We start from the raw sequence: 24,086 nt of genomic DNA, 5'->3' as shown, positions 1-24,086 counted from the left end.
GCCTCGGAAAAGTTGGCAATCCGCATGCAGCTCAGGGGTGTGCAGGAGAGTGAGTGCCCAGTACAACGGCCCGTCGTGCAGGTCCAGCACGCCGTGACATCGTGGCCTGATCTCGCGACGCGCACGCCGCCCCGGATCCGGACGGGTACCGGGGCGGCTCGGCGGTCTCCTCAAGACCGACATGTGGTTCAGCTCGCGGACTGGTACCCCTGGGCCACCTTGCTCTGGGCCTCGGGCTCCGCCGGCGCCAGTCCGCCGGGTACCGAGCTGTCCACCTTGAGGACGTAGGTCTCGCGCGAGGGCTGCTGGCCTGCGTTCGAGAAGTTCAGCGTCGGAGTCAGGCCGCTCGTGTCGACGCTCTTCAGCTCACGGAACGCGGAGTTGAGGCCCTCCCGGGTCAGGTCCTTGTCGGCGCACGCCTTCTTGAGCACCTCGGCGTAGACGAGGGCGCTGGCATAGCCCAGGTCGATGGAGTTGTTGGGCTTGGTCGAGGGGTACTTCTTCGGCAGCTGAGCGGCGACCTCCTTGGGACCTGTCGCCGAGGAGGCGTAGGGCGCGATGGAGGTCATCACCAGAAGGTTCTTCTCCAGCGGCGCCTTGGCCGCTGTGCTGAGCAGGGAGGGGTCGAACGCCGGGGTGTTCGCGATCATCGGCACGTTGTATCCGAGGGAGGCCGCGACGCCGGCGACGGAGGCGGTCTGGCGCGGACCGACGCTGAGGACGATGGCCTTGGCCCCGCGGGCCTTGAGGGTGGTCACCTGGGCCGTGAGATCGGTGTCCGTGGGCTTCACCTGGATGCCGCGCAGCTTCAGGCCCAGCTTCTTGGCCGCGTACTGGCTGCCCTGGAAGGCGCTGTTGCCGTAGTCGCCCTCGAAGTAGATGTGTCCGACGACGTCCCCGGACTTCAGCTGCTTGTCCTGTACGAGATGGTCGAGGCCGTTGATCGTCTCGACGTCGTACGTGTTGCCCAGCACGATCATGTTGTGGTTGTTCAGCAGCGTCGACGACCAGCCGGTGGCGACGGTCAGCACCTTGTCGTCGGTGATGTCGCCGTCGAGGGCGGTGATGATCGGGGAGCCGAGCATCTGGACGAATCCGAGTACGTTGGGCTCCGTCTCGGCGTAGAGGCTGACCGCCTTCTGCACATCCGTGCCGTGGTCCTTGACGACGAGCTTGACCTTGCGGCCGCAGATGCCGCCGGCGTCGTTGAGCTTGTCCAGGTAGAGCTGGTTGCCCTGAACGATGATCTTTCCTTGGGCGCCGAAGACGCCCGAGAGGTCGGTCAGCGCTCCGAGGGTGATCGTGTCGGCGGTGACGCCGGGACCGGTCTTGATCCCGGAGCTCTCGCTCTGGGAATTCGATGCCTTGCTGCTGCAGCCGACTGCTGTCACGGAGAGCACCGCGACGGCCGCGACGAGGCCGCGGAACGGGATGGAGCGCATGCGTTTGTCCGTCCTTCTCAAAGGGCTGATCAGTGACTGATCAGGGCGAGGCGATGTCGTGGGGGGCGGGGGCTGAAGCGCGGGCGGCTGTCTGCGGCGGTTGAGCCGGCGCCGCGCCGCCGGCCTTGCGGAGGGGGAACCTGAGCCGCCGGGAGAGCGTGACGAGCCCACCGGGTTCCATGAGGATCACGACGGCCATCGCGGCTCCGAAGACCAGGCGTGCGGCCACAGCCGGGTCGACGCCCGAGCTGCCGGGTTCGGCGAGGAAGGAGAGGTGATCGCTGTAGTGGGTCAGCAGGGTGGGCAGTCCGGTGACGAAGGCGGCGCCCAGCACCGATCCCGCGACCGAGCCCAGTCCTCCGATGACGACCATGGCCAGGTAGTCGACCGACAGGGCCAGTCCGAAGTAGTCGGGCACCACGCGTTGCAGGGCCTGGGCCAGCAGGACACCCGCCGCACCCGCGTACATGGAGGACAGGACGAAGGCGGCGGCCTTGTAGCGGTGTACGGGGACGCCCACCACAGCGGCGGCGGTCTCGTTGTCCCGCATCAGCGCCAGGGCCCGTCCGGGGCGGCCGGTGAGGACGTTGCGTGCGAACAGGTACGCCACCACGACGCAGACGAGCGCGACGTACCACTGCCGTTCGCGGTCGCCGAACGGCACTCCCAGGACGGTCAACTGCGGGTCGTTCCCGGTGAGTTCGAAGCCCGCGACGGCCAGGGCCGGAACCCTGCGGCCGTTGTAGCCGCCCGTCACCGACGACAGGTTGAACAGCAGGTGCTGGCCGACGAAGACGAGGGCCAGTGAGGCGAGCCCCAGATACAGGCCCCGCACCCGGCCCGCGATGGGGCTGAACAGGAGTCCGGCGAAGCCCGCCGTCGCCACCGCGAGGACCGCGGCGAGCAGCGAGGGCAGGTGCAGTCCGGTCAGGGTGATGCCGCCGCCCGCCGGCCCGGAGTCCCCGGCGAACCAGCAGTAGGAGTAGGCCCCGACGGCGAGGAAGAAGGCGTGCGCGAGGGAGAGCTGACCGGCGGTGCCGACGAGGAGGTTGAGGCCGATGGCGCCGATGGCGGCCGCCATGATCAGCACGCCGAGCAGCAGCCAGAAACCGTCCAGGTAGAAGGGCAGGGCCAGGACGAGCAGGAGGCCGGCGGCGAGGAGCGTTCGCCGGACGAGGCGTGAGCGGTCAGACACGGTGGAACTCCCTGGTGCCGAAGAGTCCGGACGGCCGCCACAGCAGGACGATCATCATGAGGACGTAGGGGCTGATGTCTCCGAACCCGTCGCCGAGGAAGCTCAGTTCGTCGCCGTAACCGGCCGTCAGTGTCTTGGCCACGCCGACGGCGAGCCCGCCGACGACCGCCCCGCGGGTCGAGTCCAGACCGCCGAGGATGACCGCCGGTACCGCGGCCAGCGCGATCGTTCCCGCGTTGCTGTCGAGACCGGCGGAGGGAAATGTCGACATGAAGACACCGGCCACCGCGGCCAGTGCTCCGCCGATCAGCCAGGAGACGGTGGCGACCCGGCTGAGCCGTATGCCCATGAGGGAGGCCGCCTCGGGATCGGCGGACGCGGCCCGCATCGACACGCCCCAGTTCGTGTGGCGGAAGAGCACCAGGAGCAGGCCGAGGACGATCACGGCGGCGGCCATGGCCGCGATGCGTGCCTGCGGCACGGTGACGCCGGCCAGGTCGACGGTGGCCGACCCCCAGGGGTCGCCCATGGGGAGGACGTCCGGGCCGATACGCCGGGTGAGGTCGGTGGTGAGCACGATGTCGATGCCGATGGTGGCGATGGCAGGGGCCGTCGGGTCGTCGGTGCGTGCCCGGGACAGCAGCAGCCTGATCAGTGCTCCGGCCAGGACCGAGGCCGCCGCACCCGCGGCCGCGGCCGGCCAGAAGCCGATGGACGGGGCGAGCCGGGCCACCACGTAGGCGCCGAGGACCAGCAGGGAGCCCTGGGCGAAGTTCACCACCCGAGTGCCCTTGAAGATCACCACGAAGCCCATGGCGACCAGTGAGTAGAGCATGCCCAGCGACAGCCCTGTGACGAGGAGTTCCAGCAAGCGGGTCATGCGTGCTCCGCGGGGGTGGTGTCGTCGGTGCCGAGGTAGGCGCGGATCACGTCCGGGTCGGCGCTGACCTCTGCGGGAGTGCCGTCGGCTATGCGGCGGCCGAAGTCGAGGACCGTGACGCGGTCGGCGAGGGACATGACCATCGGCATGTCGTGTTCGATGAGGACCACGGTGACGCCGAGCTCGTCCCGCACCTGCCGGATCTGCCGGGCCATCACCTGGGACTCGTGGTGGTTCATGCCGGCCACCGGCTCGTCGAGCAGGAGGAGTTCGGGTTCGGCCGCCACGGCCCGGGCCAGTTCGATACGTTTGCGTTCGCCGTACGGCAGCAGGCCCGCCGGGGTGTCCCAGTGGGCGCCCAGGCCGAGGAAGTCGGCGATCTCGCGGACGCGTGCGCGGTGCCGGCGTTCCTCCGCGCGTGCCGACGGCAGTCGCAGTCCCGTCGCCACGAATCCGGCGCGGGTGAGGTGATGGCGGGCGACCATCAGGTTGTCGCCGACGCTCTGGCCACCGGCGAGGGCGAGGTTCTGGAAGGCGCGGGCCACGCCGAGCGCGGCGATGCGGTGCGGCGGCCGGCCGACGAGGTCGTTTCCGGCGTAGCGGACGGCCCCGGAGGCCGGGTGGTACACGCCGGATATGACGTTGAAGCTGGAGGACTTGCCCGCTCCGTTGGGTCCGATGAGGGCGTGGATGCTGCCCTGGGCCACGGTGAAGGAGACGTTGTCGAGTGCGGTCACCCCGCCGAAGCGCAGGGTGATGCCGTCGACCTCGAGTACCGCGCTGTTCATGGAGCCCACCTCGTCAGGGCCGCCCGGGCCGGTGCCGCAGGCGGCGGCTCGTCGGAAGCGACGTCTCCACCCAGGTAGAGGTGCTGGATCTCGCCGCTCTCCTCCAACCGGGCGCTCGGCCCGGCCAGTTGCACCCGGCCCACCGCGAAGACGTAGGCGGTCTCGGCCAGGGACAGGGCCATCGCGGCGTTCTGCTCGACGAGGAGCACGGCCGTTCCCTGTGCGTTGATCTCCCGGACGATCTCGCCGATGCGTGCCACGACGAGTGGGGCCAGGCCCAGCGACGGTTCGTCGAGGAGTAGGAGCGACGGCCTCGACATCAGCGCCCGTCCGATGGCGAGCATCTGCTGCTCGCCGCCGGAGAGCAGGCCCGCCTTCTGCTCGGCGCGCTCGGCGAGCCGCGGGAAGAGCTCGTACACCTCTTTGCGGGTGCGGGCCCGCGCCGCCCGGTCGCGCACCGCGGCGGCGCCCGCGCGCAGGTTCTCCTCCACCGAGAGCGTGGCGAAGACACGGCGGCCCTCCGGCACCTGCACCACGCCCGCCGCCACGATGTCGGCGGGGTTCAGGCCTCGTAGCGAGCGTCCCCGGTAGGTGATCGTCCCGGCGTCGATCGTGCCCCGATGATGGCCGAGGGTTCCCGACAGGGCGCGCATCAGCGTCGACTTGCCGGCGCCGTTGGCCCCGAGGACCGCGACGGCGGCCCCGTCCGGCACGTTCAGGCTCACTCCGTGCAGCGCTGTCTGCGCCCTGCCGTAGCGCACCACGAGTTCACCGACGTCCAGCATGCTCAGGGCCCTTCGGAGAGGAAGGCGAGCACGAGCTTGTTGAAGCGTTCGGCCTGTTCCCACTGCGGCCAGTGACCGGCGCCCTCGATGACCTCGAATCGGGCGTTGCTGATCTTCTCCGCCATCTCGAGTCCGGCCGCGGCGGGGCCCGAGGGGTCGTCGCTCGTCCACACCACCAGCGCCGGGCCTTCGATGGCTGCGAGTTCGTCGTCGGTGATGAGGTTGCGGCGGCGGACCTCCGGGTCCTGCAGGCACAGGATGTGGCGGGCGGAGTCGGCGTATCCGGGTCGGGCGTAGTGGCCGCGTCGGATGGCCACGAGTTCGTCGGTGACGGTGGCCGGGTCGGCCATCAGCCATTCCAGCCGGGTCCGCACCCGCTCGGGCGTGGGGTCGTCGGCGGCCTGCTGGCTGAGGGTGCGCAGGCGTTCCATGACCTCGGGCCGGGACATGGTTCCGCCCGGCGTGTTGAGCACCATGCGCAGCACCCGCTCGGGGTGGGCGGCGGCGAACTTGACCGCGACCCAGCCGCCGAGGGACTCGCCGTTCAGGTGGGCCCGGTCGATGCCGAGTTCGTCGAGCAGTGCCAGCAAGTGCCCTGTGTAGTCGGGGAGTTCGAGGTCGGCGGTGGCGTGGGTGGTGCGGCCGTGGCCCGGGAAGTCGTAGGCGATCACCCGGTAGTGCTCGGCGAAGGCGGCGATGTTGTGGGCGTACGCCTCCAGGTGCCCTCCGGTGCCGTGCATCAGGACGAGTGGCTCGGCGTCAGCGCGGCCCGCCTCCAGGACACGGGTGCGCCAGGGGCCGACGTCCACGTGGCGATAGGTGAAGGGGGTCTCCGCGAGTGCGGTCCATACGGTGGGGCTGCTGGTCATTCGGTGGCTCCCGGACGGGACGGAGGGGAAGGTGAGCGGGGGTTGGGCGGGGACCGGGGGAGGTCAGGCGGCGGGTTCGGCGGTGGTGAGGGCGAATCCCGCGATCCAGGCTTCGACGGGCTCGTAGAACCTGGAGGTCATCCGGTACGGGCCTTGGGCCGCCAGGGCCGCGTAGGCGGCGATCCAGGTGCGGACCTCGTGGGCTGAGTGGCCGCCCTGCTCGACGAACCAGTCGTTGGTCCAGGTGTCGAAGTCGGTCAGCGTGCCCAGTTCGAGCACGTCGAGAAAGGCCGCGTCCCAGGCGGGGTTGAGGGGCTGGAGCTGTGAGGTGCCCGCGGCGAAGGTGTGGGCGGCGGCGATGACCCGGGCCTCCCGTGCGGCGCGCTCCTGCGGGGAGGGATTGCGGTTGTCGATCAGCCGGGCGATCACCTCGGGGGATTCGGCCTCGGCCATCCTCGGCACCGGCGGGTCGTGGGAGAGCCCACCCGAGCCGATGACCAGGACGCGCTGATCCAGTTCGGCCAGGGCCCCGCCGATCGCCTCCCCCAGACGGCGGGCCCGGCCGGCGGGGCCCAGGGGTTCGGCGACCGCGTTGATGAACACGGGAACCACCGGTACCCGGTCGATGCCTCCGAACAGCAGGTCGAGCGGCTGGGCGAAGCCGTGGTCGACGATCATCCGCTCCGACATCGTCACGTCGACGTCCTGCCCCAGCACCTCCGCCACGAGCCACCTCGCGGTGTCGCGGTCCACGGGGAGTTTGCCGCCTGAGGTGCCGAAGTCGCCGACCGCTTCCGCCCCCGCCCCGATGCAGAACGGCGGCATCATGTCGTAGAAGAAGCCGTTGTAGTGGTCGGGTCCGAACAGGACGACCAGTTCGGGGTCGTATGCGCGGACGAAGTCCCTGGCGCCGTCGAGGGCGCTGTCGACCTTCGCCCGGACGTCACTCGGCGGGCGCGAGTGCTCCATCAACGGGGAGTGCGACAGGCAGCACAGACGGACCGGCATGGGGGCCTCCGGGGGTGAGATGAAGGGCTTCGGCGAGGTCGGTGAGGAGTTGGGGAGCCCGTTGGGCGATGGTGGCGCCGGCCACGAACCGGTCCGGCCGGACGACCACCGTGGAGACGGGGTGGGCGTCGAACCACTTCTTCAGGCGCCCGGTGACGTCTCCCACGACGGTGATGTCGCCGGTCTGCTCCGGGGCCTTCCAGTGCAGTTGGCTCATGGGGCGTACCTCGACCAGCCGTGCGCCGAGGCGCTCGGCCGTTTCCACACCCTGCGGGCCGAGGACGGACCGGGGGTCGTTGGCCCACGTCACGATGGCGAACCAGGGGCCCAACACCTCGTCCAGAGGCAGTCGTTCGCCCTCGCCGGTGGCGACCTCCGGCTGGACGAACAGCCTGCCGACGGCCGTTGTACGCGGGTCCGGTTCCGTGAGGTGGACGACGGCGCCGTGACGGTAGTACGGCATGGGCTTGTACCTCATCTCGGCGAGGTAGCGCTTGGCCCGGGGGAAGGCGTTGAGAGCGGCGGCGATGGCGTCACGCACCCCGGCGACCAGTCGGTTGGTGGGTGAGATGACCTTGCCGATCTTGTTGGACACGTCGACCATCGCGGCGGCGTGCCCGCGCCGTTCGGCGTCGTAGGTGTCGAGGAGTCCCTCGTCCGACATGCCGTGGGTGACGGCGGCGAGTTTCCAGGCGAGGTTCGCGGCGTCCCGGATACCGCTGTTGAAACCCTGGCCCTGCCACACCGGCATCAGGTGCGCGGCGTCACCGGCGATGAGGACCCGGCCGCGGCGGAAGGCGGAGGCCACCCGGGCGTGGTGCGTGTAGACCCGTTTGCGGATCAGGTCGGCCCGCTCGGGGTGGGGTATCAGCGATCCGAGCATGCGGTGCAGGTGGGCGGGCTCCACGGCCTGCTCGTCGGTCTCCGAGGGCAGGAGCAGGAACTCGAAGCGGCGTATGCCGTGCGGCAGTCCGATGGAGACGTACGGCCGGCGCGGGTCGCAGCCGAGGTAGGCGTTGGGGGTGCCCAGCGGGTCGTTGCGGACGTCGACGACCAGCCACCTGGTGGCTTCGGTGGTGCCCTCGAAGGTGGCGCCGATCGACTTGCGGACCGTGCTGCGTCCGCCGTCGCATCCCACCAAGTGCCCTGTCCGGATGGTCAGTTCCTCGCCGTCGGCGTCGGTGACCGACAGCAGTACGTCCTCGTCCCGGTCGGTGAAGCCGGTGAGGCGGTGGGAGAACAGCACCTCCACGTGGGGGAAGCGGTCGAGGCCGGTGAGCATGGCCCGGTCCACCAGCGGCTGGATGAAGCCGTTGCGCCTGGGCCAGCCGAAGTCGCCCTCGCCGGGATCCACTTCGGCGAGAAGGCGGCCGCTGCCGTTGACGAAACGGAGCAGGTGGTGGGGGACGGTGTGCGGCAGGACCGTGTCGGTGAGCCTGGCGGTCTGGAACGTGCGCAGGCTCTCGTCGTCGATGCCCACGCCTCGCGGGTAGTCGAACAGCTCCCCCTCCGCCTCCAGCACGAGGGTGCGCACTCCGTACAGGCCGAGCAGGTTGGCGAGCGCGAGACCGGTGGGTCCCGCTCCGACGATCACGACGTCCGCCGACCTCGCGGGAGACCTGGACGGTGCGGTCATGGCCGAGCCCTTCTCTCAGGGATTTCCGACGACCACCGATGTGCGTTATGTGATTCACTCGGTGCGTTATGTGGGAGACTGAAACCTCGGCGTCACATTGTCAAGGCGTCCGACACGACGAAATTCCATGACTCGCACACCGGCCCACAGGGATGAGTGCCACCCCCTTGCCTCGCGGCGCGCCCGCAGTGCACCATCAGGAATCCTGTTGATCGACGCGTCTGATGCGTCCCGCTCTCCGAGCCACCCCAGGGAAGAACCACATGGTCAATCGGCATGCCCTCAAAGTCAGAGCGTTCCAGCTCCTCGGCCCCCTGATCGCCCGCGTCCACCGCGACCTTCGGTGCACCGACATACCCCGCAGCACGAGCCAACTGCGGATCCCCACCCGCGCCGGCTCGGTGCGCTGTACCGTCTACCGCCCCTCGGCACGCCCCGACGGCAGCGCTCCCCCGGTATATGTCAACTTCCACGGCGGCGGCTTCGTCCTGCGACGGCACCAGGCGGACGACCACATCTGCCGCTTCATCGCCGACCGCGCCGGTTGCGTGGTCGTCAACGTGGACTACGACGTGGCCCCGACACACCCGTTCCCGGCCGCCACCACCCAGGCGTACGACGTGACCGCCTGGGTCGCGGCACACGGAGCCGAGAGCGGCTGGGACGGCACGCGGCTCGCCGTGGGCGGACACAGCGCCGGCGGCAACCTCGCCGCCGGCGTCTGCCTCACCGCCCGCGACACCAAGGACTTCTCACTGCGGCTGCAGATCCTCGACTACCCTCCCCTGGATCTCGCGGCCGATCCCGAGGCCAAACTCCTCCACGGCCGGAAGTCCGTGATCACTCCCGCGCTGTCACACCTCTTCAACGACGCCTACGTGCCGGATCTCGCCACCCGCAAGGACCCTCTCGTCTCACCCGCCCTCGCCCCCGACCACGCCGGCCTGGCGCCGGCGCTGATCATCACCGCCGAGCACGACCTCCTGCGCGACGAGGGTGAGGCGTACGCGGACTCCTTGCGGGCCGCGGGCGTACCCGTGACGCATCGGCGCTTCGACGGCGTCGACCACGCGTTCACGCACGCGGGGCCGGTCGAGCCCGCGAAGGAGGCCATGGAACTGATGGCCGCATCCCTCCGAAAAGCCTTCGCCTGACCTTCGCCGCCATGTCCGACGGCCTCGGTCAGAGCGGCCTGCCCGACCGCAGTGCACGGGAGAGCCCAAGCGCCGCGGTGCGCACGGCCGGGGCCATCTGAGCGGGCCGGAAGCGGGCACGGGGCACCGCGACCGACAGGGCCGCGACCGCCTCGCCGTTCTCGAAGACGGGTGCGGCGATACAGCTGACCCCCACGGCCGCCTCTTGTTCCTCGTACGCCAGCCCCGACACCTGCGCCTGTTCGAGCGAGGTGCGCAACCGTGCCGGATCGGTGACCGAGTAGGCCGTCAGGCGGGTCAGCGGTCCGGCCAGCACGTCGTCCACCAGCTCCGTGCTCGAGAAGGCCAGCAGCGCCTTGCCCACACCGGTGCACGTCAGGGGCAGGCTGCCGCCGACCCTGGAGGGCAGCGGAAGGACGTCGTGGCCGTGGATGCGCTCGATGTAGACGACCTCAAGGCCTTCGCGGACGCCGAGGTGGACGGTTTCGTGCGTGGCCTCATAGAGGTCCTGCAGGAACGGCAGCGCCGTCTCGCGCAGGCCCAGCCGGCGGGGGACGAGCGTGCCCAGCTCGAAGAGTTTGCCGCCGAGCCGGTAGGACGCGCCGGCGCGTTCCAGCAGGCCCAGCTCCACGAGCTCGGCGACCAGCCGGTGCACGGTGGTCTTGGACAGGCCGGACCGCTCGACCAGTTCCGTCAGGCGGTACGGGCCACCGGTCGGGCGGAAGCAGTCGAGGACGAGCAGGGCCTTGCGGAGCATGTTGGCCGGGAGGTCGTTCCGTGTCACGGAACAGAGCTTGGCCCCTTCGTACGTCCACGTCTATACCGGAGCCCAGAGGGCCCCGCCCTCGCGCTCCGACCGGGAGGTACATCGTGACCTCCGTTCCTTCCTCTCCCCACCCGCCGGAGGTACCCATGACCACGGGCGATGTGCCCGCCGAGGTCGCCAAGACCGCCGACGTCCTCGCCGAGGCGTCCCGTACCGCCCTGCCCTGCCCTCCGGTGCGCGGCCTGCTCCCCGACGGTGACCTCGCGGCGGCCTACGCCGTGCAGCGGCTGAACGTCGAGCGCGCCCTGACCGGCGGCCGACGCGTGATCGGCCGCAAGATCGGTCTGACCTCCCCGGCGGTGCAACGGCAACTGGGCGTGGACCAGCCGGACTTCGGTGCCCTGCTGTCCGACATGGCGGTCCCCGAGTACGGGACCGTGCCTGCCGGACGGCTGCTCCAGCCACGCGTCGAGGCGGAAGTGGCCCTAGTACTCGGCGCCGATCTGCCGCACGCCCAGTGCACCGTGGCCGACGTGCTGCGTGCCGTCGACTTCGCGCTGCCCGCCCTTGAGATCGTGGACAGCCGGATCGCCGGCTGGGACATCACGATCGTCGACACGGTGGCGGACAACGCCTCCTCGGGACTGTTCGTGCTCGGCGGCACGCCGGTGCCGCTGACGGGCCTGGACCTGCGGAACGTGGCGATGACCATGACCCGGGACGGTGAGCAGGTCTCCGAGGGCACCGGAGCGGCGTGTCTGGGCAGCCCGCTCAACGCCGCGGTCTGGCTCGCCTCGACGCTGGCCGCCATGGGCGACCCCTTGCGCGCCGGGGACGTCGTACTGACCGGCGCCCTCGGCCCGATGACCGACGCCGGGCCTGGCATGACGTTCGAGGCGCACATCTCGGGCCTCGGCCGGGTGGGCGTCACCTTCGCCGAGCCGGAGCCGGACACGGAAGTCGCCGCCCCGGCCGACGCCGTAGAGGGAGACCGTTCATGAGCGACGCAACAGCCCAGGGCCGTAAGAAGGTCGCGGTCATCGGCTCGGGCAACATCGGAACCGACCTGATGTTCAAGATCCTCCGGCTGTCCGACACGCTCGACGTCGTCGCGCTGGCCGGCATCGATCCCGCCTCCGACGGCCTCGCGCGGGCCCGGCGCCTGCGGGTGGCGACCACCCACGAGGGGGTGGACGGCCTGGTGGGGATGGACGAGTTCGCCGATGTGCGGATCGTCTTCGACGCCACCTCGGCGGGTGCCCACCGCCGCCACGACGAGGTGCTGCGGGCGCTCGGCCGCACGGTCGTCGACCTCACCCCGGCCGCGCTCGGCCCGTACGTGGTGCCGCCGGTCAACCTCGACGAGCACCTCGGCGCGCCCAACGTCAACATGGTCACCTGCGGCGGCCAGGCCACCATCCCGATCGTCGCGGCGGTCTCCGCTGTCACGCCCGTCCACTACGGCGAGATCGTGGCCTCCATCTCCTCACGCTCGGCCGGGCCGGGCACCAGGGCCAACATCGACGAGTTCACCGAGACGACGTCGTCCGCGATCTCGAAGGTCGGCGGCGCGGCCCACGGCAAGGCGATCATCGTCCTCAACCCGGCGGAACCGCCGCTGATCATGCGGGACACGGTGTACTGCCTGGTCGGCTCCTGCGACGACGCGGCCGTCGAGGCCTCGATCGAGGAGATGGTCGCCCGGGTCCAGACGTACGTGCCTGGCTACCGGCTCAAGCAGAAGGTCCAGTTCGACCGCGTCCGCGCCGACGATCCGATGCGGCACCTGCTTCCGGCCTCCGACATCGGGGGTGAGGCGGTCCGCGTGTCGGTGTTCCTCGAAGTGGAGGGCGCCGCCCACTACCTGCCCGCCTACGCCGGCAACCTCGACATCATGACGTCGGCCGCGCTGCGCACCGCCGAGCGCATCGCCTCGTACCGCCCCCAGGAGGTGGCGTCGCTGTGACCACGACCGAAGGCGGACTTCCCGACCGCGTGCCCCCGACCCTCTACGTCCAGGACGTGACCCTGCGGGACGGTATGCACGCCGTCCGGCACCGCTACACCGTCGAGCAGGCCCGCGCCATCGCCGCCGCCCTGGACGCCGCCGGGGTGGCCGCGATCGAGATCGCCCACGGCGACGGCCTGGCCGGATCCAGCATCACCTACGGCGTCGGCGCCCACACCGACTGGGAGTGGATCGAGGCCGTCGTCGGCGCCGTCCGGCACGCCGTGCCCACCACCCTGCTGCTGCCCGGCATCGGCACGGTGCACGACCTGAAGCAGGCGCACTCCCTCGGCGTCCGCTCGGTGCGGGTGGCGACGCACTGCACCGAGGCCGACATATCGGCCCAACACATCGCCGCCGCCCGAGAGTTGGGCATGGACGTCGCCGGGTTCCTGATGATGTCCCACATGGCGGAACCGGCCGAACTGGCCCGCCAGGCCAAGCTGATGGAGTCATACGGCGCCCACTGCGTGTACGTCACCGACTCGGGCGGCCGGCTGACGATGGACGGCGTCCGCGACCGCTTCCGCGCCTATCGCGAAGTCCTCGATCCGGCAACGGAGTTGGGCATCCACGCCCACCACAACCTCGCCCTCGGCGTCGCCAACACGGTCGTAGCCGTCGAGAACGGCGTCACCCGCGTCGACGCCTCCCTCGCCGGCCAGGGAGCCGGCGCGGGCAACTGCCCGCTGGAGGCGTTCATCGCGGTCGCCGACCTGATGGGCTGGGAGCACGGCTGCGACCTGTTCGCCCTGATGGACGCGGCCGACGATCTCGTACGACCGCTGCAGGACCGCCCGGTCCAGGTCGACCGCGAGACCCTCACCCTCGGCTACGCGGGCGTCTACTCCAGCTTCCTGCGGCACGCCGAGACCGCCGCCGCCCGCTACGGACTGGACACCCGTTCCGTGCTGGTGGAGGTGGGACGACGGGGCATGGTCGGCGGCCAGGAGGACATGATCACCGACATCGCCCTGGACCTGGCGTCGGGCGCCGCAGGCGCTTCCGCCACGGCGTGAACGTCCCCGGGCCGCGGTCGGCCGACGTCGGTGCACCGCGATCGGGAAGATGCCGTGCGAGTCGAAGCGGGTGTCGTCCCGGCAACCGTGAGAGGCGAGCGGCAGTCCGCTTGGCGAGCGAGCTCACGGTCGCACCCCCGGTGCAGGATCCGTTCCGCTCAGGGATGCCGTGCCCGCCGCTCGGCCATCGGAGATCCGCGGACCGGCGCGGACGGACCGCGGATAAACTGACGGCATGATCAAGGAGCCCGGCGGGGAGCGGACGCCCATACGGAACAGTGGATCCCAGACCCTGGCCCGTGGCCTGACGGCTCTGCAGATGATCACGGATGCGCCGGAAGGCCTGAGCGTCCAGGAGATCTCCGAGCGGCTCGGAGCCCATCGGACCATCGCCTACCGGCTGCTCGGCACGTTGGTGGACTTCCATCTGATCACTCGCGGCGCGGACGGACGCTACCGTGCCGGAGCGGGCACAGTCGCGCTGGCCCGCAATTACCAGACCGTGCTGCGGGATGCGGCCCTTCCGGTACTGCGGCGCCTGGCGGACGAGCTCGGCTCGACGGTCGCCCTGCTCGTCGCCGAGCTCGACGAGGCGGTGGCCATCGCGGTGGTCACCCCGCAGTCGGTCGATTATCACCTGGCCTTCCGTGAGGGCAGCAGGCACCCACTGCATCGGGGGGCGGCCGGCCACGCACTGTCCTCCCTCCGGGCGCCCTCCCCCACCGACACCGAGGCCGTGGTCCGTGCCCGGCGTGACGGGTACGCCATCACGCACGGCGAGGTGGAACCGGGGGCCTACGGACTGTCCGTCCCGTTGCCACTGGCGGGCCAGGCCTCGCCGACCTGTATCAATGTCATCACGTACCGCGAAGGCATCGTGAGGGAGTCCGTCGAGCGGGTTCGGAAGGCAGCGGAAGAAATCGCGCGGGCTGTACAAAACTGACTGGCGGCCGTGCCGGTCGTGGCGGACGTGCGGCCGATCAACCGCATGCCGAACGGCTCCAGCCCGGCCGCATGAGACCGAACGCACAGATGACGAGAAGCCCGATCCCGTCCTTGGAATCGGGCCCCTTGTGCTGTCACTCCGTCGCGCGGACTACGGCAGGGCCCACTTCTGGCTGCTTGCGCCGTTGCAGGTCGACAGGACCAGCTTGGTGCCGTTGGCGGTTCCCGCGCCCGTGGGGCTCAGGCAGAGGCCGGCGTTCACGTTGGTGATGGTGCCGTCCGCGTTGACGTTCCACTGCTGGTTGGTCTGACCGTTGCAGTCCCAGATGACGACCCGGGTGCCGTCCGTCTTGCCGGCGCCGTACGCGTCCAGGCACTTGTTGCCGTAGACCACGAACTGCTTGCGGGCCGTGACGTTGGTCCACGACTGGTTCTCACCGCCGTTGCAGTCCCACAGCTGTGCGTCGGTGCCGTTGGTGATGGTGTTGTTGTTGACGTCGAGGCAGCGGTTCGACTGGCCGCCGACCAATTGGGTGCCGTTCGCGCCGGGCAGTGGGCGGACCTGGATGGCGTCGAAGTCCGGTGCCCAGGCTGAGGAGTTGGAGAACGTCAGCGCGTTCGTCGAGCCCTTGGCGAGGGAGACCTCGACCGACACGGTGCCGGGCGTGGTCCACGAGCCGGTGGGCGGGAAGGAGACCGTGGTGGCCTGTTGTCCGTTGACCTGGAGGCGGGCCGTACGGGCCGCGGTGCCGCCGTTGGTGTAGGCGATGTCGACGACCTTGGTGCCCGTGGCGCCGGCGACGACGTTGTTGAAGCGGAGGGTGTTGGCGGCGCCGTTGCCCACGCTGCCGACCTTCGTGCCGCCGGAGCAGTCCGCGCAGGTCGCGTTGGCCGCGGAGCCGCTCTTGGTGTTGGCGCTGGCCTCGGCCTCGTACGACGAGCTAGCCGCCTCGGTGCCGCCGGTGACCGTGAGCAGCACCGAGTCCTTGGCCGGGACGGAGACGGTGTAACTGGTGCCGAAGCTGCCCACGTTGGAGCGGGCCCACGGGTCGCGGACCGTGGCCGACGCGTTGGTCAGGCCCAGGTCGGACCACCGCGCGGTCATGTTCTGCGCGCTGGAGGTGCGGTTGAGCAGGACGACGGCACGGTTGCCGGTGCCGGACAGGACCTTGCCGTAGACCTGCAGCCCGGTGGTGTCCTCGGCGACCTTGACGCCCTGGAGGCCGCGAGCGTCCTGGTCGACCGCGATGACCTCGGGGTTGGTGAGGATGTCGCGCGTCTGCGTGCTCATCGTGCTCATGTTGTTGCCGGCGAGGAGCGGGGCCCCGGAGATCGCCCACAAGTTCATGTGGCTGCGGTTCTGGGCGGCGGTGAAGCCGTCCATGCCGACCATCAGCATGTCCGGGTCGTTGTAGTAGCCGGTGTGCTGCGCCGAGGGATGTACGTTCCTGTCGAAGTTGGTGAGCAGGTTCGTCCACGACGGGTTGTTGCCGTAAAGGATGATGTCGTCGTTGGTACGCCACAGGGACGCCATGCCGGCGCCCCAGTTCCACGGGTTCTGCCTGCCCCAGTTGCAGACGGACAAGGTCAGAGGCCTGCCCGTGGAGGCAGCCGCCTTGGCGACCGAGTCGCTGATGGCCTGGAAGGTCGACGTCGCGTCGAGGCCCTCCTTGTCGCCGCCGCACCAGTCGACCTTGACGTAGTCGAAGCCCCACTGGGAGAACTGGAGCATGTCCTGGTCGTAGTGGCCCTCACTGCCGGTGTTCGCGGCGGCGGGGCGGCCGGTCGGGTAGTAGTAGCCGCAGCCGTTCTTACCGGCGTCGGTGTAGATGCCCGCCTTGAGCCCCTTGCTGTGGATGTAGTCGGCGATGGCCTTCATGCCGCCCGGCCACTCGGACTCGTCGACGGTGATGTTCCCGGCACTGTCCCGGGTGCCCTGCCACCAGCCCTCGTCGATGTTGATGTACTTGTAGCCGGCCGCCGGCATTCCGGCCGCGACGAACGCGTCGACCTGGGCCTTGATCACGTTGTAGTCGATCTTCGCGGCGAAGCTGTTCCAGGACGCCCAGCCCATCGGGGCCGAGGGCACCGCGATCTGGTTGGACGTCACCGCGACCGGTTCCGTCCTGTCGAGCTCGGTGGCCTGCTGGTGCTGGAGGCCGACCAGAGCACCGGCGGCCGTCGCGAGCACCGCGGCTCGGATGAGGACGGCTCTGCCCAGGCGTCTTGACCAGGGGGCGAACTGCTGGAGGGACATCGGGTTCCTTCCGGAGGGAGCGACCGAGCGCACAGAACAGCGGGTGGGTACGAGGGGGTTTGGTACCGGTACGGCGTCAGCCGAACCGGGGCCGGTGCGGAGGCGGGGTGTGCTGACGTAGCCGCTCATGCCACGAGCGCTCAGCCAGACGGCGGTGACGTCCCTGTCGGTCAGCTCGTCACACGGAAAGTTGCGTCGCCGCGCCCCAACGCGGTGGTGGCGAGAACCGCGGGCATGACATCTCCTACCTGTCCACAAGCGATCGTTCGATACTACGAACATCGTTCGTGGGATCGGTCAGAAAGTAGAGGCATGAACGGAGAGCGTCAATGGATCAAGCAAGCTAAATTGCGAACAACTTTCCACACCGCCGTGCACGACGGGCCCATCCACATCTCGACGATCTGAGACCCGTGCCGACACTCGTGTTTCAGAGATGTTGCGCCACCCCTTGACGCGCAGCCTTGTGCGAGCCCATAAATATGTCTGCGCTGTCATGACTGCGCAGACATTCCGACTTGCGCGCTTGGACCACCGACCCTGAGGAGACGCGCATGGCACGACTGGCAGGCCGCAGCCCGAGGGCCGCGCCGCGCAGCGTCGACGTGGCGCGTGTAGCGGGCGTCTCGCAGAAGACGGTGTCGCGGGTCATGAACGGTGAGCCGTACGTCTCCGAGGGCGTGCGCCGGCGTGTCCTCGACGCCGCCGAAGAGCTCGGTTACCGGCTGAACCACGCCGCCAGGGCACTGGCTTCGGGCCGGACCCGGTCCATCGGTGTCGTGACGCTCGGAACGGCTCTGTACGGACCGGCCACCCTGTTGATGGGCGTCGAGCGTGCCGTGCGCGACACCGGTTACGCGCTTCGGGTGGTCAACACGATGGAAGGTGACGCCTCGGGCATCGCCGGTGCCGTGGACTCGCTCCTCGATCAGGGCGTGGACGGCATCGTCATCTCCGAGCCGATCGAGGAGGAGGGCGACGCGGATCTCTCCCTCCGCACGGATGTGCCGGTCCTGGTCCTCGGCGCGCCCCCGCCGTTCACCGCTCCCCGGGTGGTGACCGCCGGGATCGTCGCCGACCGACTGGCACGGGCGGTCACCGAGCATCTGCTCGAACTGGGACACACGACCGTCCACCACCTCGCCGGGCCCGCACGCTGGTATGCCGCCAGGGACCGTCTTGAGGGATGGCGAGCGACGCTGGCCGAACACGGCAGACGCGAGCCGCCCGTCATCACGGGTGACTGGTCGGCCTCGTCCGGCTATGCGGCCGGGCGTCGTCTGGCCGCGGACGACACCGTGACAGCCGTCTTCGCCGCCAACGACGACATGGCCATCGGTTTGATCCGCGCACTGCTGGAAGCCGGCCGGCGGGTACCGGAGGACGTCAGTGTGGTCGGTCTCGACGACATCCCGGTCGCCGCCTACATGTCTCCTCCCCTGACAACCGTGCGGCAGCCCTTCGACGCCATGGTGCAGGACGGCTTCAAGCGTCTCGTGCACGCCATCGAGAACCCGGACGCGGACCCGATCCCCGCCCAGGACCTGCCCGTAGAACTCGTCGTCCGCGCATCGACCGCACCCCCGCCGCACCGGACGACCCCGGAGCACCCGCGAGTCTCGCTCTGAGGGCTCATACACCGCCCCCGACCACGATGAAAGGCCCGCCCACCCCCGCGAGCCTCTCACCCGGACCACCAGCACCACCTCCTGGGCGTCCCCCTGAAGCCGATCACCAACTCAGCGGCTTCCGCCGCTACCCCGGTCGTCACGAGCACGAACCCTCTCCAGTCGGCGAACGCTGCGTACTCGACCCTTAGCCGCGCCGGTAGCCGCTCGCTCCCGTCCGGTCTCGTCCGGGCCCCATACCCACATACCGCTCCTGGCGCCCGCCCAGCACCGCAGCACCGCTTCCCCAACCCCTACGCGCTTCCGCGGAGTTCACCATGCCCAGATTCCTCACCGGTTCCTCCCCTGCCTCCCTGAGCCGCCGTGGCTTCCTCACCGCGACGGGAGCCGCATCACTCGGTGCGGCGCTCGCCGCGTGCGGCGGCAGCGGATCAGGCGGCTCGTCCGCATCCGCCACGCCGGTCAGCCAGGCCGACATCGACAAGGCGATGAAGACGCCGACCGAGCTGACGTTCTGGACCTGGGTCCCGAACATCGAGCAGGAGGTCGCCCTCTTCGAGAAGAAGTACCCGGCCATCAAGGTCAAGGTCGTCAACGCCGGCCAGGGCGTGGCCCACTACACGAAGTTGCGCACCGCTCTGAAGGCCGGCAGCGGTGCGCCGGACCTGGCGCAGATCGAATACCAGGCGGTGCCGACCTTCACCATCACCAACAGTCTGCTGAACCTGGCCCCCTACGGCGCGACGGCGCTCAAGGACGGCTTCGTCGACTGGACATGGGCGCAGGTCAGCGGATCCAACGGCCAGATCTGGGCGGTCCCCCAGGACACCGGGCCCATGGGCATGCTCTACCGCAAGGACATCTTCGACAAGCACGGCATCCAAGTGCCCACGACCTGGGACGAGTTCGCGACGGCGGCCCGCGCACTCCACAAGGCCGATCCGAACGTCTACCTGACCAACCTCGCCGCAAACGAAGCCGCCGCCTGGCACGGACTGCTGTGGCAGGCGGGCACCAAGCCGTACGCCGTTTCGGGAACGAGCAACCTTTCCGTCAACGTCGACGACACGGCCTCCAAGAAGCTCGGCGCCTTCTGGGGCGGGCTCGCCAAGGAGGGCGTCATCAGCACCGACCCCGACTTCACCGACGGGTGGTACGCCGGGTTCAACAAGGGCAAGTACGCCACCTGGATCACCGCGGCCTGGGGCCCGGCGTTCCTGTCCGGCTCGGCCAAGTCGACCGCGGGCAAGTGGCGGGCGGCGCCGCTGCCGCAGTGGGACGCCGCCAAGCCGACTTCGGGCAACTGGGGCGGGTCCACGACCGCGGTCATCAAGTCCACCAAGAACGCGATCGCGGCGGCCCTGTTCGCCCAGTTCCTCAACAGCGACCCGGCGAGCGCGAAGATGTTCGCCACCAAGCAGTTCTTCTTCCCGGCGACCAAGTCCCTGCTCTCGGACACGAGTTTCACCGGCGACGCGCCGGCGTTCTACGGGGGCCAGAAGGTCAACCAGGTCTTCGCCGACATCAGCGACACCGTCCCCACCTCCTTCCAGTGGCCGCCCTTCCTGGACCAGGTGGCCACGGACTGGACCGAGACCGTCGGCAAGTCCCTCGCCGACAGGTCGGACACCGTGGCCGCGCTCGCCACCTGGCAGAAGCGGATCACGACGTACGCCAAGGGCCAGGGCTTCACCGTCAAGGGGGCCTGAAATGGCGGCCGTTCACCCGCGCAGGCCGAACCGGGCGGGTCCCCTCTTCGTCGCCCCGTTCCTGATCCTCTTCCTCCTGCTCTTCCTCGCCCCGCTCGGTTACGCCGCCTACCTCAGCCTCTACCAGGAGCGGCTCATCGGCGGCACCGTCTTCGTCGGGCTGGACAACTACGTCCAGGCCCTCGGCGACTCCCAACTCCTGCACGGCGTCGCCCGCGTGGCCCTCTTCTTCGTCATCCAGGTCCCGCTGATGCTGCTCCTGGCCCTGGCGTGCGCCCTCGCCCTCGACAGCGGCCTGCTGCGGCTGGCCCGCGTGATCCGGCTCGGCATCTTCGTCCCCTACGCGGTGCCGAGCGTCGTGGCCGCGCTGATGTGGGGCTACCTGTACGGGCCGGACTTCGGCCCCTTCGCCCAGCTGAGCCGCCAACTCAACCTGCCCGCCCCGCACTTCCTCACCGACGGCTGGATGCTCGGCAGCCTGGCGAACATCGTGACCTGGGAGTTCGTCGGCTACAACATGATCATCCTGTACGCGGCCCTCCGTACCGTCCCCCAGGAGCTGTACGAGGCCGCCGCGATGGACGGCGCCGGCGCCTGGCGCATCGCCTGGTCGATCAAACTCCCGGCGCTGCGGCCCGCGTTGCTGCTGACCCTGCTGTTCTCCGTCATCGGCAGCTTCCAACTCTTCAACGAGCCGAAGCTGCTCATGAGCATCGCCCCCGACGTCATCTCCAGCTCCTACACCGCCAACCTCTACGCCTACTCCCTCGCCTTCACCGGCCAGCAGGTCAACTACGCGGCCACCGTCTCCTTCCTCCTCGGCCTCGTCATCGTGGCCGCCTCCTACGCCGTCCTGCTCACCGCGAACCGCAGGAGGACCCCATGATGACGACCACCACTCCCCCGGACACGGTCGTGACGGCGGCCGAGCCGGCTCCTCCCGTACCGTCGCCGAGGCGCGGCACCAGGGCCCGCCGCAGCACTCCCCTCACCATCGCCATGCTGGCCGCCCTCGCCTACTTCCTGCTCCCCCTGTTCTGGCTGCTCATCGCCTCGACGAAGAACACCCAGGACCTGTTCAACAGCTTCGGCCTGTGGTTCTCGCACACCCCGCAACTGCTGACGAACATCAAGGAGACCTTCACCCAGGACGACGGCGTCTTCGTGCACTGGCTGCTCAACACGGTCATGTACGCGGGCGTCAGCGCCTTCGGCGCCGCGCTGCTCGCGGCGGCCGCCGGGTACGGCTTCGCCAAGTTCAGCTTCCGCGGCGACCGGTTCGCCTTCAACCTCGTCCTCGGCGCCATCATGGTCCCGGCGACCGCGCTGGCGATCCCGACCTATCTCCTGTTCGCCAAGGTCGGCCTGGTCAACACCCCTTGGGCAGTCATCCTGCCCTCCCTGGTCAACCCCTTCGGCCTCTACCTCATGCGCGTCTACGCAGAGGACGCCGTCCCGGACAGTCTGCTGGAGGCCGCACGGATCGACGGGGCTGGGGAGGCGCGGATTTTCTTCCGGGTGGCGCTCCGGCTGCTGGGCCCGGGCCTGGTCACCGTCCTGCTCTTCACGCTCGTGGCGACCTGGAACAACTACTTCCTGCCACTGATCATGCTCAACGACCCCAAGCTGTACCCCGTCACGGTCGGCCTCTCCTCCTGGGCCGCCCAGGCCCAGAACGGCGGTGCGGGCGCGAGCGGCGACATGCTCCCCCTCGTCGTGACCGGTTCCCTGATCTCGGTGATCCCCCTCGTCGTGGCCTTCCTCCTCTTGCAGCGCTACTGGCAGAGCGGCCTGGCGACCGGCAGCGTCAAGCAGTAACTCCCCCTACCTTCCTGGAGGTTCCCTTCATGGCGGATCTGCCCGCCCGCGTCCTGTTCGGTGCTGCCTATTACCACGAGTACACACCGGCTTACGACCCCGACCTGCGGCCCGACGAACGGCTGAAGACCGACCTCGACCTCATGGCCGACGCGCACTTCACCGTGATCCGGGTCGGCGAGTCCGTCTGGTCGACCTGGGAGCCGGAGAACGGCCGCTTCGACCTCGACTGGCTCCAGCCCGTCCTCGACGGCGCCCACGAGCGGGGCATCTCGGTCGTCCTCGGGACCCCCACGTACGCCGTCCCCCCGTGGCTCGCCCGCCAGTACCCCGAGATCACCGGCGAACGGCGCACCGGCGAGCTCATCGGCTGGGGCGCCCGCCAGGAGGTGGACTTCACCCACCCCGCCTTCCGCTTCCACGCCGAGCGGATCATCCGGAAGATCGCCGCCCGGTACGCCGACCACCCGGCCGTCATCGGCTGGCAGGTCGACAACGAACCCGGCCTCCACCTCTTCCACAACCACGGCGTCTTCCAGCGCTTCGTCGACCACCTGCGCGCGAAGTACGGCGACGTCGAGACCCTCAACCGCGAGTGGGGACTGGTCTATTGGTCCCACCGACTGTCCACCTGGGCCGACCTGTGGACCCCGGACGGCAACGAACAGCCTCAATACGACGTCGCCTGGCGGGAGTTCCAGGCCCGTCAGGTCACCGAGTTCATCGGCTGGCAGGCGGACATCGTCCGTGAGTACGCGCAGAACGGGCAGTTCGTCACCACCTGCATCTCCTACACCCGCCAGGGCGTGGCGGACGACGAGCTGTCCACCCGGCTCGACATCGCGTCCGGCAACCCGTACTACGACATGCAGGACGGCCTGCTGCTCCCCGATCCGACACCCGACGACCACGAACAGGTCTGGAAGACCACCGGCGTCTGGTCGATGTACCAGACCGCCGACTGGATGTTCTCCTCCCGCCAGGAGCCGTTCCTGGTGACCGAGACCAACGCGAACTCCATCGGCTTCGCCTGGGACAACCGCCCCGGCTACGACGGACAGTGGCGCCAGGCGGCCTGGGCGCATGTCGCGCGCGGCGCGCGGATGATCGAGTACTGGCAGTGGCAGACCCTGCGCTTCGGCGCCGAGACCTACTGGGGCGGCGTTCTCCCCCACGGCGGTCGCCCCGGCCGTACCTACGCCGAACTAGCCTGTCTGGGCGAGGAGTTCGACACGGCGGGCGCGTTGGTCGCCGGGATCGAGCCGGACGCCGACATCACCATGGTCTACTCGACGCCCAGCAAGTGGCTGATGCAGAAGTACCCGCCGCTGTCCAAGCCGGACGGCGCGCCGGACCCCGCCGCCTACCACCGCATCCTCGACCCCTTCTACCGCGGCGCGTTCGACGCGGGTCGCCAGGTGCGCATCATCCATGCCCGGCAGCTGGAGGCTATGACACCCGAGGAGACGGCGCTCCACCACCCGGTCCTGGTGGTCCCGGCGCTGTACGTCGCCGATGACGCCACGCTCGATCGGCTCGCCGCCTACGCCCACGCGGGGGGCCACCTGGTCCTCGGCCCGCGCACCGGGTACGCCGACCACGAGGCACGGGCACGGCTCGACACGGCCCCCGGCCGCCTGGCCGACGCCGCGGGGGTGACGTACGACGAATTCAGCAACCTGGTGCGCGACATCCCCGTCCGTGCCACGCCGGGCGGCCCGCTCGAGTTGCCCGCGGACGCGACGGCGATCCAGTGGATCGAAAGCCTCACGGTCGTCGACGCCGACGTCCTCGCCACCTACGACGACCCTCACTTCGGCCGCTGGCCTGCCGTCACCACCCGCCGCCACGGTGAGGGCCGGGTCACCTGTGTGGGCACCGTACCGGGTCGCGACCTCGCCCGCGCGCTCGCCGAGTGGCTGACCCCGGCCGCGCTCAGCGGGTGGCGTGACCTCCCCCCGTCCGTCACCGCAACCACCGGCACCTCCCCCGACGGCCGCCGCGTCCACATCGTCCACAACTGGAGCTGGGAGCCGACGAGCGCCTTCGCACCGGTGGACCTCTCCGACGCCCTCACGGGCACCGCCATCCCGTCGGGCTCAGCGCTGGACCTCGGCCCCTGGGACGTACGCGTCGTCGTCTCCGCCACCGCCGAAGGGACACCGGCGGCATGAAGCGA

General features: G+C 69.8%; 20 protein-coding genes. 10 read left to right on the top strand and 10 right to left on the bottom strand.

The annotated features are described in order from the left end of the window. Positions 1 to 188: 188 nt before the first annotated feature. From ABZ848_RS45105 to ABZ848_RS45070, 8 genes are all read right to left on the bottom strand, one after another. Positions 189 to 1,442, bottom strand: a complete 1,254-nt coding sequence (locus tag ABZ848_RS45105) for an ABC transporter substrate-binding protein (RefSeq protein WP_360841588.1) — start codon at positions 1,440 to 1,442, stop codon at positions 189 to 191. A 40-nt stretch (positions 1,443 to 1,482) separates the two neighbouring features. Beyond that, positions 1,483 to 2,637 carry a branched-chain amino acid ABC transporter permease gene (locus tag ABZ848_RS45100; protein WP_360841586.1) on the bottom strand — a complete coding sequence of 385 codons (1,155 nt, stop codon included), beginning with the start codon at positions 2,635 to 2,637 and terminating at the stop codon, positions 1,483 to 1,485. Then, positions 2,630 to 3,517: a branched-chain amino acid ABC transporter permease gene (locus tag ABZ848_RS45095; RefSeq protein ID WP_360841584.1), complete on the bottom strand. Its 888-nt coding sequence runs from the start codon at positions 3,515 to 3,517 to the stop codon at positions 2,630 to 2,632. The genes ABZ848_RS45100 and ABZ848_RS45095 overlap by 8 nt, the downstream gene beginning before the upstream one ends. Further along, positions 3,514 to 4,305 carry an ABC transporter ATP-binding protein gene (locus ABZ848_RS45090; protein WP_360841582.1) on the bottom strand — a complete coding sequence of 264 codons (792 nt, stop codon included), beginning with the start codon at positions 4,303 to 4,305 and terminating at the stop codon, positions 3,514 to 3,516. The genes ABZ848_RS45095 and ABZ848_RS45090 overlap by 4 nt, the downstream gene beginning before the upstream one ends. Beyond that, entirely contained in the window at positions 4,302 to 5,096 is a 795-nt protein-coding gene (locus tag ABZ848_RS45085; protein WP_360841628.1) for an ABC transporter ATP-binding protein, read from the bottom strand. The genes ABZ848_RS45090 and ABZ848_RS45085 overlap by 4 nt, the downstream gene beginning before the upstream one ends. Next, complete coding sequence (locus tag ABZ848_RS45080; RefSeq protein WP_360841580.1) at positions 5,093 to 5,959, bottom strand: alpha/beta fold hydrolase; 867 nt, start codon at positions 5,957 to 5,959, stop codon at positions 5,093 to 5,095. The genes ABZ848_RS45085 and ABZ848_RS45080 overlap by 4 nt, the downstream gene beginning before the upstream one ends. A gap of 63 nt (positions 5,960 to 6,022) precedes the next feature. Continuing rightward, positions 6,023 to 6,928 carry a 3-carboxyethylcatechol 2,3-dioxygenase gene (locus ABZ848_RS45075; protein ID WP_360841578.1) on the bottom strand — a complete coding sequence of 302 codons (906 nt, stop codon included), beginning with the start codon at positions 6,926 to 6,928 and terminating at the stop codon, positions 6,023 to 6,025. Continuing rightward, positions 6,903 to 8,603, bottom strand: a complete 1,701-nt coding sequence (locus tag ABZ848_RS45070; RefSeq protein ID WP_360841576.1) for a bifunctional 3-(3-hydroxy-phenyl)propionate/3-hydroxycinnamic acid hydroxylase — start codon at positions 8,601 to 8,603, stop codon at positions 6,903 to 6,905. Before ABZ848_RS45070 ends, ABZ848_RS45075 begins: the two co-directional genes overlap by 26 nt. 263 nt (positions 8,604 to 8,866) lie before the next feature. Between ABZ848_RS45070 and ABZ848_RS45065 the strand changes: the two genes are divergently transcribed. Further along, positions 8,867 to 9,757: an alpha/beta hydrolase gene (locus tag ABZ848_RS45065; protein WP_360841574.1), complete on the top strand. Its 891-nt coding sequence runs from the start codon at positions 8,867 to 8,869 to the stop codon at positions 9,755 to 9,757. A 28-nt stretch (positions 9,758 to 9,785) separates the two neighbouring features. On the opposite strand, the gene ABZ848_RS45060 is transcribed toward ABZ848_RS45065, so the two are convergent. Next, positions 9,786 to 10,514: an IclR family transcriptional regulator gene (locus tag ABZ848_RS45060; RefSeq protein WP_360841626.1), complete on the bottom strand. Its 729-nt coding sequence runs from the start codon at positions 10,512 to 10,514 to the stop codon at positions 9,786 to 9,788. Positions 10,515 to 10,669: 155 nt separating this feature from the next. Between ABZ848_RS45060 and mhpD the strand changes: the two genes are divergently transcribed. From mhpD to ABZ848_RS45040, 4 genes are all read left to right on the top strand, one after another. Continuing rightward, positions 10,670 to 11,524, top strand: coding sequence for a 2-keto-4-pentenoate hydratase (mhpD, locus tag ABZ848_RS45055; RefSeq protein ID WP_360841572.1), 855 nt, complete (start codon positions 10,670 to 10,672; stop codon positions 11,522 to 11,524). After that, the gene (locus ABZ848_RS45050; protein ID WP_360841570.1) at positions 11,521 to 12,489 is read left to right on the top strand and encodes an acetaldehyde dehydrogenase (acetylating); all 969 of its coding nucleotides are present in this window, start codon (positions 11,521 to 11,523) and stop codon (positions 12,487 to 12,489) included. The genes mhpD and ABZ848_RS45050 overlap by 4 nt, the downstream gene beginning before the upstream one ends. Before the next feature lie 29 nt (positions 12,490 to 12,518). Then, positions 12,519 to 13,550 carry a 4-hydroxy-2-oxovalerate aldolase gene (dmpG, locus tag ABZ848_RS45045; RefSeq protein WP_360841625.1) on the top strand — a complete coding sequence of 344 codons (1,032 nt, stop codon included), beginning with the start codon at positions 12,519 to 12,521 and terminating at the stop codon, positions 13,548 to 13,550. Positions 13,551 to 13,785: 235 nt separating this feature from the next. Further along, complete coding sequence (locus tag ABZ848_RS45040) at positions 13,786 to 14,493, top strand: helix-turn-helix domain-containing protein (RefSeq protein ID WP_360841568.1); 708 nt, start codon at positions 13,786 to 13,788, stop codon at positions 14,491 to 14,493. Positions 14,494 to 14,646: 153 nt separating this feature from the next. On the opposite strand, the gene ABZ848_RS45035 is transcribed toward ABZ848_RS45040, so the two are convergent. Then, positions 14,647 to 16,752 carry a ricin-type beta-trefoil lectin domain protein gene (locus ABZ848_RS45035; RefSeq protein WP_360841566.1) on the bottom strand — a complete coding sequence of 702 codons (2,106 nt, stop codon included), beginning with the start codon at positions 16,750 to 16,752 and terminating at the stop codon, positions 14,647 to 14,649. A gap of 554 nt (positions 16,753 to 17,306) precedes the next feature. Between ABZ848_RS45035 and ABZ848_RS45030 the strand changes: the two genes are divergently transcribed. The 5 genes from ABZ848_RS45030 (at position 17,307) to ABZ848_RS45010 (ending at position 24,081) form a co-directional block, all read left to right on the top strand. Next, positions 17,307 to 18,380, top strand: a complete 1,074-nt coding sequence (locus ABZ848_RS45030) for a LacI family DNA-binding transcriptional regulator (RefSeq protein WP_360841564.1) — start codon at positions 17,307 to 17,309, stop codon at positions 18,378 to 18,380. A gap of 317 nt (positions 18,381 to 18,697) precedes the next feature. Then, the gene (locus tag ABZ848_RS45025; RefSeq protein ID WP_360841562.1) at positions 18,698 to 20,089 is read left to right on the top strand and encodes an extracellular solute-binding protein; all 1,392 of its coding nucleotides are present in this window, start codon (positions 18,698 to 18,700) and stop codon (positions 20,087 to 20,089) included. 1 nt (position 20,090) lies between these two features. Next, complete coding sequence (locus ABZ848_RS45020) at positions 20,091 to 20,975, top strand: sugar ABC transporter permease (RefSeq protein ID WP_360841560.1); 885 nt, start codon at positions 20,091 to 20,093, stop codon at positions 20,973 to 20,975. After that, positions 20,975 to 21,907: a carbohydrate ABC transporter permease gene (locus ABZ848_RS45015; RefSeq protein ID WP_360841623.1), complete on the top strand. Its 933-nt coding sequence runs from the start codon at positions 20,975 to 20,977 to the stop codon at positions 21,905 to 21,907. The genes ABZ848_RS45020 and ABZ848_RS45015 overlap by 1 nt, the downstream gene beginning before the upstream one ends. A 29-nt stretch (positions 21,908 to 21,936) precedes the next feature. Beyond that, entirely contained in the window at positions 21,937 to 24,081 is a 2,145-nt protein-coding gene (locus ABZ848_RS45010) for a beta-galactosidase (protein WP_360841559.1), read from the top strand. Positions 24,082 to 24,086 lie beyond the last annotated feature (5 nt).

The organism is Streptomyces sp. NPDC047081, from assembly GCF_040643775.1.
Classification (GTDB): Bacteria; Actinomycetota; Actinomycetes; order Streptomycetales; family Streptomycetaceae; genus Streptomyces.
This window is presented reverse-complemented; position numbering and strand designations above follow the sequence as displayed.